Annotated in this window: 16 protein-coding genes; 11 read left to right on the plus strand and 5 right to left on the minus strand. The window is 72.2% G+C overall.

Translation table 11 applies throughout. The features are described from left to right. The first annotated feature begins 63 nt into the window (after positions 1-63). The 5 genes from tsf to AB0B41_RS26065 all read left to right on the plus strand — a co-directional run bounded on the left by tsf (position 64) and on the right by AB0B41_RS26065 (position 3,998). Positions 64-879: a translation elongation factor Ts gene (gene tsf, locus AB0B41_RS26045; protein WP_358207840.1), complete on the plus strand. Its 816-nt coding sequence runs from the start codon at positions 64-66 to the stop codon at positions 877-879. A gap of 2 nt (positions 880-881) precedes the next feature. Then, on the plus strand, positions 882-1,637 hold the full coding sequence (gene pyrH, locus AB0B41_RS26050) for a UMP kinase (RefSeq protein WP_358207763.1): 756 nt from the start codon (positions 882-884) through the stop codon (positions 1,635-1,637). 32 nt (positions 1,638-1,669) lie between these two features. Then, the gene (gene frr, locus AB0B41_RS26055) at positions 1,670-2,227 is read left to right on the plus strand and encodes a ribosome recycling factor (RefSeq protein ID WP_037046992.1); all 558 of its coding nucleotides are present in this window, start codon (positions 1,670-1,672) and stop codon (positions 2,225-2,227) included. 114 nt (positions 2,228-2,341) lie between these two features. After that, a complete protein-coding gene (locus AB0B41_RS26060; RefSeq protein ID WP_358207841.1) occupies positions 2,342-3,232 on the plus strand; it encodes a phosphatidate cytidylyltransferase in 891 nt (296 codons plus the stop codon). A 37-nt stretch (positions 3,233-3,269) separates the two neighbouring features. Next, positions 3,270-3,998, plus strand: coding sequence for a methyltransferase domain-containing protein (locus tag AB0B41_RS26065; RefSeq protein ID WP_358207765.1), 729 nt, complete (start codon positions 3,270-3,272; stop codon positions 3,996-3,998). 11 nt (positions 3,999-4,009) lie between these two features. On the opposite strand, the gene AB0B41_RS26070 is transcribed toward AB0B41_RS26065, so the two are convergent. Beyond that, positions 4,010-4,483, minus strand: a complete 474-nt coding sequence (locus tag AB0B41_RS26070; protein WP_358207767.1) for a Rieske (2Fe-2S) protein — start codon at positions 4,481-4,483, stop codon at positions 4,010-4,012. A 137-nt stretch (positions 4,484-4,620) separates the two neighbouring features. On the opposite strand from AB0B41_RS26070, the gene AB0B41_RS26075 reads away from it, so the two are divergent. Both AB0B41_RS26075 and rlmN read left to right on the plus strand, forming a co-directional pair. Next, positions 4,621-5,178: a hypothetical protein gene (locus AB0B41_RS26075; RefSeq protein WP_358207769.1), complete on the plus strand. Its 558-nt coding sequence runs from the start codon at positions 4,621-4,623 to the stop codon at positions 5,176-5,178. 70 nt (positions 5,179-5,248) lie between these two features. Further along, the gene (rlmN, locus tag AB0B41_RS26080; RefSeq protein ID WP_358207771.1) at positions 5,249-6,361 is read left to right on the plus strand and encodes a 23S rRNA (adenine(2503)-C(2))-methyltransferase RlmN; all 1,113 of its coding nucleotides are present in this window, start codon (positions 5,249-5,251) and stop codon (positions 6,359-6,361) included. A 112-nt stretch (positions 6,362-6,473) separates the two neighbouring features. Here the strand turns inward: rlmN and ugpC are convergent, their stop codons facing one another. The 4 genes from ugpC to AB0B41_RS26100 are packed head-to-tail and all read right to left on the minus strand — an operon-like array spanning position 6,474 to position 10,761. Then, positions 6,474-7,568 carry a sn-glycerol-3-phosphate ABC transporter ATP-binding protein UgpC gene (gene ugpC / locus AB0B41_RS26085; protein WP_358207773.1) on the minus strand — a complete coding sequence of 365 codons (1,095 nt, stop codon included), beginning with the start codon at positions 7,566-7,568 and terminating at the stop codon, positions 6,474-6,476. A gap of 30 nt (positions 7,569-7,598) precedes the next feature. Then, positions 7,599-8,474: a carbohydrate ABC transporter permease gene (locus AB0B41_RS26090; protein WP_358207775.1), complete on the minus strand. Its 876-nt coding sequence runs from the start codon at positions 8,472-8,474 to the stop codon at positions 7,599-7,601. Then, positions 8,474-9,415, minus strand: coding sequence for a sugar ABC transporter permease (locus tag AB0B41_RS26095; RefSeq protein WP_358207777.1), 942 nt, complete (start codon positions 9,413-9,415; stop codon positions 8,474-8,476). Before AB0B41_RS26095 ends, AB0B41_RS26090 begins: the two co-directional genes overlap by 1 nt. Next, a complete protein-coding gene (locus AB0B41_RS26100) occupies positions 9,412-10,761 on the minus strand; it encodes a sugar ABC transporter substrate-binding protein (RefSeq protein WP_358207843.1) in 1,350 nt (449 codons plus the stop codon). Before AB0B41_RS26100 ends, AB0B41_RS26095 begins: the two co-directional genes overlap by 4 nt. 353 nt (positions 10,762-11,114) lie before the next feature. Here AB0B41_RS26100 and AB0B41_RS26105 point away from each other — a divergent pair, with 353 nt between their 5' ends. The 4 genes from AB0B41_RS26105 to mug all read left to right on the plus strand — a co-directional run bounded on the left by AB0B41_RS26105 (position 11,115) and on the right by mug (position 14,442). Continuing rightward, a complete protein-coding gene (locus AB0B41_RS26105; protein WP_358207779.1) occupies positions 11,115-12,116 on the plus strand; it encodes a LacI family DNA-binding transcriptional regulator in 1,002 nt (333 codons plus the stop codon). Positions 12,117-12,228: 112 nt separating this feature from the next. Beyond that, a complete protein-coding gene (locus AB0B41_RS26110; protein ID WP_358207781.1) occupies positions 12,229-13,296 on the plus strand; it encodes an ATP-dependent DNA ligase in 1,068 nt (355 codons plus the stop codon). Between the two features lie 59 nt (positions 13,297-13,355). Beyond that, positions 13,356-13,811: a MarR family winged helix-turn-helix transcriptional regulator gene (locus tag AB0B41_RS26115; protein WP_358207783.1), complete on the plus strand. Its 456-nt coding sequence runs from the start codon at positions 13,356-13,358 to the stop codon at positions 13,809-13,811. A gap of 76 nt (positions 13,812-13,887) precedes the next feature. After that, the gene (mug, locus tag AB0B41_RS26120; RefSeq protein ID WP_358207785.1) at positions 13,888-14,442 is read left to right on the plus strand and encodes a G/U mismatch-specific DNA glycosylase; all 555 of its coding nucleotides are present in this window, start codon (positions 13,888-13,890) and stop codon (positions 14,440-14,442) included. Positions 14,443-14,445: the final 3 nt, after the last annotated feature.

Genomic DNA, 14,445 nt, shown 5'->3' on the forward strand with positions numbered 1-14,445 from the left:
GCGCCCCGGCCGCCGATCGGCCCCCGACCCCACCCGTACCGCGAAGGACGAGAAGACACCGAGATGGCGAACTACACCGCCGCCGACGTCAAGCGGCTCCGTGAGCTCACCGGCTCCGGGATGATGGACTGCAAGAAGGCGCTCGAGGAGTCCGAGGGCGACTTCGACAAGGCCGTCGAGCTCCTCCGCATCAAGGGCGCGAAGGACGTCGGCAAGCGCGCCGAGCGCTCCACCTCCAACGGCCTGGTCGTCGCCGAGGGCGGCACCATGGTCGAGCTGAACTGCGAGACCGACTTCGTCGCGAAGAGCGACGACTTCGTCGACCTCGCCACCAAGATCCTCGCCGTGGCCGTCGAGCAGAAGCCGGCGGACGTCGAGGCGCTGGCCAAGGCCCCGCTCGACGGGGGCACCGTGGCCGACGCGATCCAGGCGCTCTCCGCCCGGATCGGCGAGAAGCTCGAGCTCAAGCGCTACATCCACGTCGACGGCCCGGTCGCGGTCTACCTGCACCGCCGCTCGAACGACCTGCCGCCGGCCATCGGCGCGCTCGTCGCGTACGAGGGTGAGGACGCGGAGGCCGCCCGCAACGTCGCGATGCACATCGCCGCCGCGCGCCCGCAGTTCACCACCCGCGACCAGGTCCCGGCCGAGGTCGTGGAGAACGAGAAGCGGATCGCCGAGGCGACCGCCCGCGAGGAGGGCAAGCCGGAGAAGATCCTCGACCGCATCGTCGAGGGCCGGATCACGGGCTTCTACAAGGACGTCGTGCTCCTCGAGCAGGCCTCCGTGCTGGACTCCAAGAAGACCGTGAAGGCGCTGCTGGACGAGGCCGGCGTGACCGTCAAGGACTTCGTCCGCTTCGAGGTCGGCCAGGCCTGAGCATGACCGACCAGGGGATCGACGCCGAGAACACCATCCGCCGCGGGTACCGCCGCGTGCTGTTGAAGCTCGGCGGCGAGATGTTCGGCGGCGGGGGGCTCGGCGTCGATCCCAAGGTCGTGGAGACCGTCTCCCGGCAGATCGCGGAGGTCGTCGCGAGCGGCGCCCAGATCGCGGTCGTGATCGGGGGCGGCAACTTCTTCCGCGGCAGCGAGCTGCAGCAGCGCGGGATGGACCGCTCCCGCGCCGACTACATGGGCATGCTCGCCACCGTGATGAACTGCCTCGCGCTGCAGGACTTCCTGGAGCGCGAGCACCACCTCGACACCCGCGTGCAGACGGCGATCACGATGGGGCAGGTCGCCGAGGCCTACATCCCCCGGCGGGCCATCCGGCATCTCGAGAAGGGCCGGGTCGTGATCTTCGGGGCGGGCGTCGGCATGCCCTTCTTCTCCACCGACACGGCCGGCGCGCAGCGCGCGCTCGAGATCGGCTGCGAGGCGCTGCTGCTGGCCAAGGGTGTCGACGGGGTCTACACCGCGGACCCGAAGATCGACCCGACGGCCGAGATGTTCCACGAGATCACCCACCGCGAGGTGCTCGAGCGCGGCCTCAAGGTCGCCGACGCCACCGCTTTCAGCCTGTGCATGGACAACCGGATGCCGATCATCGTGTTCAACCTGCTGACCGAGGGCAACATCGCCCGCGCGGTCGCGGGTGAGAGGATCGGCACGCTGGTCAGTACGCCCGAGACCTGAGAACGTCACGCCAGAACGCACCGGGAGCAGCCGTGATCGACGAAACCCTCTTCGACGCCGAGGAGAAGATGGAGAAGGCAGTCGAGGTGGCCAAGGACGACCTGGCCAGCGTGCGCACCGGCCGGGCGACCCCGGCGATGTTCTCCAAGGTCGTCGTGGACTACTACGGCGCCTACACCCCGCTCAACCAGCTCGCCTCGGTGTCGATCCCCGAGGCGCGGATGGCGGTCATCAAGCCGTACGACGCGAGCCAGCTCAAGGCCATGGAGAAGGCCATCCGGGACTCGGACCTGGGCCTGAACCCGAGCAACGACGGCCAGATCATCCGCTGCATCATCCCCCAGCTCTCGGAGGAGCGGCGCCGCGAGATGGTCAAGGTCGCGCGCAGCAAGGGCGAGGACGCGCGCGTCACCATCCGCAGCCTCCGCCGCAAGGCGATGGACGAGCTGCACCGCATCGTCAAGGAGGGCGAGGCGGGTGAGGACGAGGTGACCCGCGCCGAGAAGGAGCTGCAGGGCGTCACCGACAAGTACGTCCACCAGGTCGACGAGCTGGTCAAGCACAAGGAATCCGAGCTTCTCGAGCTCTGAAGGACCGTGACCACCTCGTCCAGTGCCGACCACCAGGCCGACCACGTGACCGACCACGAGGCCGAACCCGGCCGCCCGCCCGATGCGGCCGGGACGCCTCCGGTGACCTCGGACCTGCCCGGGTCGGGGCTGCCGGGCACGCCGTCGGCGCCGCCGCCGCGCTCGGCGCGGCTGGGCCGCAACCTCGTCGCGGCCATCGCCGTCGGACTGTCGCTGGGGGCGGTCATCCTGGCGTCGCTGCTGGTGCAGCGGCAGGCGTTCGTCATCGTGCTGGCCGCGGCCACCGCCGTCGGCACCTGGGAGCTCGCCGGGGCCTTCCGGCGCAGCCACCAGCAGATCAAGGTCCCGCTGCCGGTCCTGCTGCTCGGTGGCCAGGCCATGGTCTGGCTGGCGTGGCCGTTCGGCCTGCGCGGGTCCGCGGTGGCCTTCGCCGTCACGGTGCTGGTCTCGCTGCTGTGGCGGATGGGCTTCGGCGCGCGGGGGAGCGGCGCCAACGCCGCGGACGGCTTCCTGCGGGACGTCGGCGCCGGCATCTTCTGCGCCGCCTACGTGCCGTTCTTCGTCTCCTTCGGCACGCTCCTCGTGCTGCCGGACGACGGGGTGGGCCGGGTCCTGACGTTCATGATCTGCGTCGTCGCGTCGGACGTCGGCGGGTACGCGGCCGGGGTCGTCGCCGGACGACACCCGATGGCCCCGCGGATCAGCCCGAAGAAGTCCTGGGAGGGTTTCGGGGGCTCGCTGCTCGCCGGCATGGCTGCGGGCGCGCTGTCCGTCCTCCTGCTGCTCGACGGCGCGTGGTGGCTCGGCGCGATCCTCGGCGCGGTCCTGGTCGTCACGGCCACGCTCGGCGACCTCACCGAGTCGATGATCAAGCGCGACCTCGGCATCAAGGACATGGGCACGCTGCTGCCCGGGCACGGCGGCCTGATGGACCGGTTGGACTCGATGCTCCCCGCCGCGTTCGTCTCGTGGGCGCTGCTGAGCGTCTTCGTCCCCGTCGCATGAGGAACTCCGCGTCGAGGGTGCCGCCCCGGATGACCGCATGAGGTACAAGGGCTTCGGCGGGCAGGTGAAGACCGGCCCCGCGATCCCCAGCCCCAACATCTGGCACTGGCCGGACGTGTACGAGCGCGAGAACCGCGCGCAGGACGCCGACGGCGTGCTCTGGGCGGCCCTACGCGCCGCGGCGCCGTGGGCGGGGCTCGACGTCGTCGACGTCGGCTGCGGGGACGGCTTCCACCTGCCGCACTTCGCGGAGGAGGCCCGCTCGGTCGTCGGCGTCGAACCGCACCCGCCCCTGGTCGAGCGCGCCCGGCGGCGCAGGTACGAGGTGCTGCGCGGGGGAGCGGAGACGCTCCCGCTGCCCGACGCGTGCGCCGACGTCGTGCACGCCCGCACCGCCTACTTCTTCGGCGAGGGCTGCGAGCCCGGGCTGGCCGAGGCCGACCGGGTGCTCCGGCCGGGCGGCGTGCTCGCGATCGTCGACCTCGACTTCACCGTCCCGCCCTACGGCGACTGGCTGCGCGCGGACCTGCCCCGCTACGACCCCGCCGCCGTCGAGCGGTTCTTCGCGCGGCAGGGCTTCACGCAGGAGCGCGTCACGTCGACCTGGCGCTTCCCGGACCGGGAGACCCTCGAGGCCGTGCTGCGGATCGAGTTCGCACCCGCGACCGCCACGCGCGCGATCGCGGAGACGACCGGCCTCGGCATCCCCGTCGGCTACCGCCTGCACACCCGTCGCAGGCCGGCCGGGATCATCACCGCGCGCTGACCCGGGCCGACTCAGGCCAGCGTGATCCGGTCCCCGGAGACCGTGACGTTCTGCGGCGTCAGGCCCCGGGTGGCCGGCCCCTTCTGCACCTGGCCGTCGAGGCCGAAGGTGCTGCCGTGGCACGGGCAGACCAGCGCGGCGCCCTGCACCTCGGACACCGTGCACCCCTGGTGCGGGCAGGTCGACGAGAAGCCCTCGTAGGTGCCCGCGGTCGGCTGGGTGACGATCACCTTCTGGTCCGCGAACAGCGCCGCGCTGCCCACCGGGACGCTCGACGCCGGACCCAGGGCGGTCCCGGCGGAGGCCGACGGCGCGGCGCTGCTCCCGGTCGTCGCGCCGCCCCCGCTCCCACTCCCACTGCCGGAGTCGCCGCTGGAGCAGCCGGCGGCCAGGAGCCCGATCCCGACGGCGGCGGCACCCGCGCCGGCGACGGCGGCGCGTCGGGAGAGGGCGGGAGTGGTCGGTGCGGCGTGGTCGTCGGGCATCGGAGCTCCTCGGAAGGCTCGGCCGGCTTCGTGGTGGTGTGCGAAACCCTGGCATGACCCGGCTGAGACCGCGCTGTGCGAGCACGAGGAGCGCCCTGGCCGACACGGCCGGGTGACGGTCTCGCTACCGTGGCGGCATGAGCCGAACCGTGCGCACCGCCTCCGGCATCCCCCTGCCGCAGCTGGAGATCCTGCTGGGCGGCGCGGGCTGGGTCGCGGGCTCGCTCGGCTTCGGCGCGGGCGGCGGGACGCTGGTCATGGCGGCGGGTCTGCTGCTCACGGGCTGGTTGTTCCTCACGGTCCGGCGCCGGCAGGGCCTCGCCGCACGCCTCGACCGCGGGCTGCGGGCACGTGTGCTGCGGCTCGCCGTCGTGGTCGGGGTGGTGCTGGTCGTGGTGGGCGTCGGCCTGCCACTGATCGGGCAGGGCTGGGGCGAGCTGACGGTGCCCGTCGGGGCCGTGGTGGTCGGAGCGGGGCTCTGCTCGCTCTCGACGCTGCTCGGGGAACGGTCGTTGCTCGCCGTCGGGGGCCTGCTGGTCGTGCTCGGCGCCGTCGGGTCGCTGCTCGCGCTGAACTCGGGAGGCGCGGCGCTGCCGCTGGGCGTGGTCGGCATCGGCGGGGCCGTGGTGCTGTGGCTCGCCGGCGTGTGGCGGCTCGGGATGGTCGACGAGCTGCGCGCGCGCGTCGGCCGCTGACCCGGCCACAGGGCGTCCCCCGTCACGGGCGGACCGGCCCCGCGGCAGCGGATGGCACACTGGAAGGGCCATGTCGACTTCCCTGCCCCTGGTCTTCGACGCGCCGAAGCGCGCGATCCCGCCCCGCCACCTCGCCGACCTCGATCCCGCCGAGCGCAAGGCGGCGGTGACGGAGCTCGGCCTGCCCGGGTTCCGGGCCGACCAGCTGGCGCGGCACTACTTCGGCAGGCTGACCGCCGATCTCGGCGAGATGAGCGACCTGCCGGCCGCCGCTCGCGCGCAGCTCGGGGCGCTGTTGCCACCGCTGGTCGAGACCGTGACCGAGCAGGTGTGCGACGCGGGGCAGACCCGCAAGACCCTGTGGAAGGGCCACGACGGCACGCTCGCCGAGTCCGTCCTCATGGGCTACCCGGACCGCACGACGGTCTGCATCTCCAGTCAGGCCGGCTGCGGCATGGCCTGCCCCTTCTGCGCCACGGGCCAGGGCGGGCTGCAGCGGAACCTGTCCACCGCCGAGATCGTCGACCAGGTGCGGCAGGCCGCCCGGAAGGCGCAGGAGGGCGCGCTGGGCGAGCCCCGGCGGCTGTCGAACATCGTGTTCATGGGCATGGGCGAGCCGCTCGCGAACTACAGGCGGGTCGTCGCCGCGCTGCGCCGGATCACCGAGCCCGCCCCGAACGGCCTCGGCATCTCCCCGCGCGGGGTCACCGTGTCGACCGTCGGGCTCGTCCCGGCCATCGACAAGCTCGCACAGGAGGGGCTGCCGGTCACCCTGGCGATCTCCCTGCACACCCCGGACGACGAGCTGCGCGACACCCTCGTGCCCGTCAACAACCGCTGGAAGGTCGCCGAGGTCCTCGACGCCGGGCGCCGGTACGCGCAGACGACCGGGCGTCGGATCAGCATCGAGTACGCCCTGATCCGGGACGTGAACGACCAGCCCTGGCGCGCCGACCTGCTCGGGAAGCTCCTGCGCCAGCGGATCGGCACCAAGCGCGTACACGTCAACCTCATCCCGCTCAACCCCACCCCGGGCAGCGAGTGGGACGCGAGCCCCAAGCCCGTCGAGCGCGAGTTCGTGCGCCGGGTGCAGGCCGCCGGGGTCTCCTGCACGGTCCGCGACACCCGCGGCCAGGAGATCGACGCCGCCTGCGGCCAGCTCGCCGCCACCGCCCGCACCTGACCGCGGAGCGAACGGCACTCTCGCTCACCAGGAATGAGCGACAGTGCCGTTCGTGCAGCCCAGGCCTCGTGAGTGGCGATAGCCGCTATAGCGACTATCGCCACTCACAGGGTCAGACGCGCTCGCCGGTGGACGGGTCGAAGAGGTGCAGGTCCTCGCTGGTGGGCGTGAGGGTGATCTGGTCGCCCCGCCGCGCCCCGGACCGCCCGCTGCTCCGGACGACGACCGGGGTCTGCTCGCCGTCGTCGAGGTGGGCGTAGAGGAACGCCTCGCTCCCCAGCTCCTCGACGACGTCGACCTGGGCCTTGATCCCGGACCCGGACCCGTCCCCGTCGGCCCCGACGCTCCACTGCTCCGGGCGGATGCCGAGCTGCACGGTCGACAGCCCGGCCTCGGAGATGCGGGACCGCAGGGCCCGCGGGAGCGCCAGGTCCGAGGACCCCATCCGCACGCCGTCGTCGGTCACCGGCAGCGTGAACAGGTTCATCGCCGGCGAGCCGATGAACCCGGCCACGAAGGCGTTGGCCGGCTGGTCGTAGAGCTCCGCGGGCGTGGCGAACTGCTGCAGCTGCCCGTCCTTGAGCAGCGCCACCCGGTCGCCCATCGTCATCGCCTCGACCTGGTCGTGGGTGACGTAGACGGTGGTGACGCCGAGCCGCCGCTGCATCGCCGCGATCTCCGTGCGGGTGGCCACCCGCATCTTCGCGTCGAGGTTGGACAGCGGCTCGTCCATGAGGAAGACCTGCGGCTCCCGGACGATCGCGCGCCCCATCGCGACGCGCTGCCGCTGGCCGCCGGACAGCGCCCGCGGCTTGCGGTCGAGGTACTCCGACAGCCCGAGGATGTCCGCGGCCGCGCGCACCTTCGAGGCCCGCTCCTCCTTGGGCACCCCCCGCATCTTCAGCGGGAACGCCATGTTCTCGCCGACGGTCTTGTTCGGGTACAGCGCGTAGTTCTGGAACACCATGGCGATGTCCCGGTCCCGCGACGGCACCCCGACCATGTTCCGGCCGCCGATCCGGATCTGACCGCCGTCGATCTCCTCGAGGCCGGCGAGCATGCGCAGGGCGGTGGACTTGCCGGAACCGGACGGACCCACGAGGACGACGAACTCGCCGTCCTCGATCTCCAGGTCCAGCCGGTTGACGGCGGGCTTGGCCCCGGCCGTGTAGATCCGGGACGCCTGGTCGAACACGACTTCAGCCACGACGGGCCTCCTTCACTGGACTGGCCCCGGTCACTTCACGGCTCCGAAGGAGAGGCCCTGGACGAGCTTGTTCTGGGCGATCCACCCGGCGATGACGACGGGCAGCGCGGCCAGGGTGGCCGCGGCGCACAGCTTGGCGAAGTACAGCCCCTCGGAGGTGATGAACCCGACGAGGAACACCGGCACCGTCGCGGCCCGCGCGGCCGTGAGGTTGACGGCGAAGAAGAACTCGTTCCACGCGAAGATCACGCAGATCAGTGCGGTGGCCGCCATGCCGGGGGAGATGACCGGGAGCACGACCTCGCGCAGCGATCGCGCGAGCGAGGCCCCGTCCATGCTCGCCGCCTCCAGGAGCTCCTTCGGGACCTCCTGGAAGAACGACCGCATCATCCACACGGCGATCGGCAGGTTCATGGCCGTGTAGAGGATGATCAGCGTCCAGATGTTGTCGAGCATCCCGAGGTTGTTGACGACGACGTAGATCGGCACGATCGCCGCCACGACCGGGAGCATCTTCGTGGAGATGAAGAAGAACAGGACGTCCTGGACCTTCTTCACCGGGCGCAGCGACACCGCGTAGGCCGCGGGCGTGGCCAGCGCCAGCACCAGGATCGTCGAGACGACCGTGGCGAACAGCGAGTTGAGCAGGTACGGGCCGATGCCGGCGTCGAACACCGCGCGGAACTGGTCCAGCGTCGGCGTGAAGAACAGCGTCGGCGGCGACGTGTAGGCGTCGGTCTCCTGCTTGAAGGCCGTGAGGACCATCCAGAGGATCGGGAAGAAGAACCCGATGCCGACGATCCAGGCCAGCACGGCCAGCAGGGTCGAGCCGACCCGCCCCTTCTTCGCGGGGGCGAGCTGCTCGGTGCGCGCGGCGGGCGCGCGTTCGGCGGTGGGGGCGGCCATCACGTCTCCTCTCCTCCGGAGAAGCTGCGGAAGATCAACCGCAGGGCGAACGTGGCGACGATGATCGTGGCGACCACGACGACCACGCCCATCGCGGCGGACTGTCCGATGTCGAAGCCCAGGAACGCGCGCTGGTAGATGTAGAAGGGCAGGTTCGCGCTGGCGGTGCCCGGGCCGCCCTGGGTCATCATGTAGATGGCGTCGAACGTGTTGATGAGGTAGATCGCGCCGAGCACGATGCCCAGCTCGATGAACCGGCGCAGGTGCGGGATCGTCACCTCGCGGAAGACGCCCCAGGCGTTGGCGCCGTCCACCCGGGCCGCCTCCAGCACGTCGTGCGGCTGGCTCTGCAGGCCCGCGAGGATCAGCAGCATCATGAACGGCGTCCACTGCCAGACCAGGGCGATCATCACCGAGGTCAGCGGGAACGTCGAGATCCAGTCCGTGTCGCCCGCGCCGAAGGGCGAGAGCACGAAGTTGATGAGGCCGTAGGTCGGGTCGAACAGGACCGTCTTCCACAGCAGCGCGGCCGCGACCGGCGTGATGAGGAACGGCGTGATCAGCAGCGTGCGGATGAACCCCCGGCCGAAGAAGGCCCGGTCCAGGAGCAGGGCGAACAGCAGGCCCAGGAGCAGCGAGAACAGCACGGCGCCCGCGGTGAGCAGCACCGTGTTGAGGGCGACCTGGCGGAACTGGCTGTCCGTGAACACCAGGATGTAGTTGTCCAGGCCCACGAACTGCCGGCTGCCCGGACGCACCAGGTTCCAGGACTGCAGCGAGTAGTAGATCGTGAACAGGAACGGCAGCTGCGTGACGATGATCGTGAAGACCAGCGCCGGCAGCAGCGGGGCACGGCGGATCCACCCGTCGGCCCGCGATCCCGGTCCGCGGTCCGGTCGGCGGGGCGTGAGCTCCGCGGGCCGTTCGGCGGTGACGGTCATTGTCCGGCCCCCTGTCGCTGGTAGGACTCGCCGACGGTCTCGGCGTAGACCTGGGCCTGGTCGAGCGCCTCGTCGGCCGTCTGCTGGCCGGCGATGGCCGCCGACAGCTGCTGGCTGACCCGCGTCCCCAGGTCCTGGAACTCGGGGATCGCGAGGAACTGGATGCCGGTGTAGGGCACCGGCTCGACGGTCGGATTCTTCTGGTCGGCCGTCGCGATGGCGTCGAGCGTCTGCTGCGCGTAGGCCTTCGACGCCTCGACGTACTCCGGGATCTGGTAGGTCGACTGCCGGGCCCCCGGCGGCACGTGCTCCCACCCGAGCTGCTGGCCGACCATGGCCCCGTACTCCTTGCTCGTCATCCAGGACAGGAACTTCCAGGTGTCCTCGGTGCTGCCCTTCTCGTCCGAGGTCTTCGGGATGGCGAGCGACCAGGCGTAGAGCCAGCCCGCGTCGGGCTTCTCCACGATCGGGGCCGGCGCGTAGCCGACCTTGCCGGCGACCCGGCTCTCCTCCGGGTTCTCGACGATGCCCGCGGCGACCGTGGCGTCGTACCACATGGCTGCGTTGCCCTGGCTGAACTGCGTGCCGCACTCGCTGAACCCGCTGGTCGCGGCGCCGGGTTCGCCGTACTGGCGGACCAGGTCGACGTAGAAGTTCGCGGCCTGGCGGAACTGCGGCGAGGTGAGCTGGGCGTTCCACTGCGGGTCGTACCAGCGGGCGCCGAAGGTGTTGGCGACGGTGTCGAACGGCGCCATGACCTCACCCCAGCCGGGCTTGCCGCGCAGGCAGATCCCCGACATGCCCGTGTCCGGGTTGTCCAGCTTCTGGGCCGCGGCAGCGATGTCCTGCCACGTCGGCTGCGCCGGCATGGTGATCCCGGCCTGCTCGAAGAGGTCCTTGCGGTACATCAGGAAGGACGACTCGCCGTAGAACGGCACGGAGTACATGTGCCCGTCGGGGCCGGAGAGGGCTCCGCGGACGGCGGGGATGAAGTCGTCCTCGTCGTAGCCCGGGCTGCGGGCCATCAGCGGGTCGAGGTCGACGAGCCAGCCGTTGGCGGCCCACTGCGGCGTCTCGTAGTTCGAGATCATGACCGCGTCGAACTCACCGCCGCTGGTCGCGACCGACGCCGTGATCTTGGCGCGGGCCTCGTTCTCCGACAGGCTCACGAACTTCAGCCGGATGCCGGGGTTCTCGGCCTCGAACTGCGGCGAGAGCTGGATGGCGTCCTGCATCTGCGGGTTGGACACGATCGCGATCGTGATCGTGCGCTGGCCGTCGCCCCCGCCGCCGAGGTCACCGGCGCCCGCGCAGCCGGAGAGGGCGAGCGCGAGTGCGGCGAGCAGGGCGAGGGGCCCCGACCGGGCGAGCCGGAGACGGCCCGGGGTGCGACGGGGCGGTCGGTCGGATCTCCTGTGGGGTGGGGCCACGATGCCCTCCTGATCGGTCGCCGTCGTCCGCCCCGTCGCGGCGGACGGCCCGTGGGGCCGTCCCGGTGGACCGCGGTGGGACCGACTGTCTTCGCGGGCTCCCCGTCGAGCAGACCCCGCACCGGACGTGTTCCATGTCACGACGGAAAGCACGGTAAGGGGAAGTTAAGCGCTTGCGCAACCGCTTACGTCATATGGTTCCATGCATCGGGTGACGCGGCTCACGTCGCGTGGGCCGCAAGCGGGCCCGGGGGCCGGTGGAGCGGGAGGTGCGCGTGGCGACGATGGCCGACGTGGCGCGGCTGGCCGGGGTGTCGATCGCGACGGTGTCGCACGTCCTCAACGGGACCCGCGCCGTCCGCCCCGAGACGCGGGCCCTGGTGCTCGACGCCGTCCGCGCCGCGGACTACACCCCCAACTCCGTGGCGCAGTCGCTCGCCACCGCCCGCACCACCACGATCGGCCTCGCGCTGTCGGCGATCTCCAACCCGTTCCTGGGCGAGCTGATCCACGCCATCGAGGCCGAGGCCGCGCGGCAGGGCTACACGCTGCTGCTCGTCGACCCGCACGAGGACCCGGACTACGAGGACACCGTGATCCGGCGGCTGCACGCCCGGCGGGTCGACGGCGTGCTGTTCGCGCCCTCCGCCCGGCCGGGCGCGGCGCTGGAGTACCTGGCCGCCCGCGGCGTCCCGACGGTGCTCGTCGACCGGCTGATCGACGACCGGATGGACCAGGTCGGCAGCGAGAACGTCGAGGCGGTCGCGGGCCTGGTCGCCCACCTCGCCGGGCGCGGGCACACCCGGGTGGCGCTGGTCGCGGGCCACCCCGGGCTGCAGACGACGGTCGAGCGGATCGAGGGCTACCGGCTCGGGCTGCGCCGCGCGGGCCTCGACCGGGATCCGGAGCTGCTGGTCGACGGGCACTCGGCCGAGGAGCCGGCCCGCGTCGCCGTGCACGCCCTGCTCGCCAAGGCCCACCCGCCCACGGCGGTGATCACCGGCAACAACTCGATGACGATCGGGGCGATGCAGGCCTTCCGGGAGGCGGGGGTCGACGTGCCGCGAGACGTCGCGCTGGCCTGCTTCGACGACTTCCCCTGGGCCGACCTCTTCGCCCCGCGGCTCACCGTCGTCGCGCAGCCCTTCGCGGAGATGGGGCGGGAGGCGGTGCGGCTGCTGCTGCGCCGCATGGCCGACCCCGCCGCCGAGCCCGTGACCACCCGGCTCATCCCCCGGTTCGTGCACCGCGACTCCTGCGGCTGCCCGTGAGCGGCAACCGGCCCCAGGGGGTAACTGCCCCGCACGACCGCGGGTGAGCTGCGGGAACACCTCGGAGGGAGTCCGCTCGCCTCCGACCCCGCCGCACGACACACTGGACCGTGTGGACCTGCCCGTGATGCCGCCCGTCGCGCCGATGCTGGCCAAGCCCGTCAAGGACATCCCGCCCGGTCAGCTGTACGAGCCGAAGTGGGACGGCTTCCGGTCGATCGTCTTCCGCGACGGCGACGAGGTCGAGATCGGCAGCCGCAACGAGCGGCCCATGACCCGGTACTTCCCCGAGGTCGTCGAGGCGGTGCTGGCCAACTTCCCGGAGCGTGCGGTGATCGACGGCGAGATCGTCGTGGCCGACACCGGGCGCAACACGCTGGACTTCGAGGCCCTCCAGCAGCGCGTCCACCCCGCGGCGAGCCGGGTGAAGCTGCTGTCCGAGCAGACCCCGGCACGTTTCATCGCGTTCGACCTGCTCGCGATCGGCGACGAGGACCTCACCGAGGAGCCTTTCGAGGTGCGGCGCGCCCGGCTGGAGGAGGTGCTCGCGAAGGCGCAGCCGCCGGTCCACCTCACCCCGCTGACCCGCGACACGGACGAGGCGCGCCGCTGGTTCGAGCAGTTCGAGGGCGCGGGGCTCGACGGGCTGATCGCCAAGAAGCCCGACCAGACCTACCAGCCCGACAAGCGGGTGATGACCAAGATCAAGCACGAGCGCACCTGCGACTGCGTGGTCGCCGGCTACCGGGTGCACAAGTCCGGGCCCGACGCGATCGGATCGCTCCTGCTCGGGCTGTTCGACGACCGGGGCGTGCTCGCGTCCGTCGGCGTGGTCGGGGCGTTCCCGATGGCGACCCGGAGGTCGCTGTTCACCGAGCTCCAGCCGCTGGTCACGGAGTTCGAGGGGCACCCCTGGAACTGGGCGGCGCACCTGGACGGGGAGCGGACCCCGCGCAAGAACGAGACCAGCCGGTGGAACGCGGGCAAGGACCTGTCGTTCACCCCGCTGCGGCCCGAGCGGGTCGTCGAGGTCCGCTACGACTACATGGAGGGCGCGCGCTTCCGGCACACCGCCCAGTTCGTCCGCTGGCGGCCCGACCGGGAGCCGGAGTCGTGCACCTACGAGCAGCTCGAGCGGCCCGTCTCCTTCGACCTCGCCGAGGTGCTGGCGAGCGGCTGACCGGCGCGTCCCGGCGTCGCCGCTGGTCAGCCGGGCAGGGAGAGGGCATCCTTGATCCCGTGGACACCGCCCACGACCGGCCCGGACACGTGCACGGGCCCGGCTGCGACCACTCGGCCGACAAGCCGATCGGCTGGTGGCTCAAACACGTCGACCGGCTGATCGAGTCGTCGCTCGACCGCACCCTCGCCGGCGAGGGGATCGGCCGCCGCCACTGGCAGACGCTCAACGCGATCGCCGGCGGCGCCGACACCGCCGCCGCGCTCGACGCGTCCCTGGCGCCCTTCCGGGGCACCGGACCCGAGATCCGCATGGTCCTCGACCAGCTGCGGGCCAAGGGCTGGGTGCAGGAGGCGGCCGGACGCGTCACGATCACCCCCGCGGGCGCCGCCGCCCGCGGCCGGTTGGTCGCCGCCGTCCGCGACCACCGCGCGCGCATCACCGACGGCATCGGCGACGACGAGTACCGCGCCACGATCGCGGTCCTGCAGCGCATCGCCCGCAACCTCTCCTGACCGGTCGGACCGCCCGAACGGGCCCTTCCTCCCGGGTCCAGGTGCGCGCCCCCCCGCCTGCGGCGATGATGAGCCCATGGCGATGCCGACCGCGGCCGAACTGGAGGCCGCACGGGAGCGCCTGCTCCCGGACGTCCTGCCGGGCCCGGACGATCCGGCCCTGCGGGTGCTCTTCTGCGGCATCAACCCCGGCCTCGTCTCGGCCGCCACCGGGCACCACTTCGCCCGGCCCGGCAACCGCTTCTGGCCGGTGCTGCACGACGCCGGGTTCACGCCCCGGCGGCTGCGCCCGGACGAGCAGGGGGAGCTGCCGGGCTGGGGCCTCGGCATCACCAACATGGCCGCCCGGCCGACCGCCCGGGCGGACGAGCTGACGGACGCCGAGCTGCTCGAGGGCGGCGAGGTGCTGCGCGCGCTGGTGGAGCGGCTGCGCCCGACCTGGCTCGCCGTCGTCGGGCTGGGGGCCTACCGCACGGCCTTCGCCGACCGCGGCGCCCTCGTCGGGGCGCAGGAGCCCACGCTCGGCGGCACGCGGATCTGGGTGCTGCCCAACCCCAGCGGCCTCAACGCCCACTGGTCGCGCGCCACGCTCACCGAGGAGTTCGCGCGGCTGCGGGCGGCGGCCTTCTGACTC

Origin of the sequence: Pseudonocardia sp. NPDC049154, from assembly GCF_040648315.1 — a bacterium.
Taxonomy (GTDB): Bacteria; Actinomycetota; Actinomycetes; order Mycobacteriales; family Pseudonocardiaceae; genus Pseudonocardia.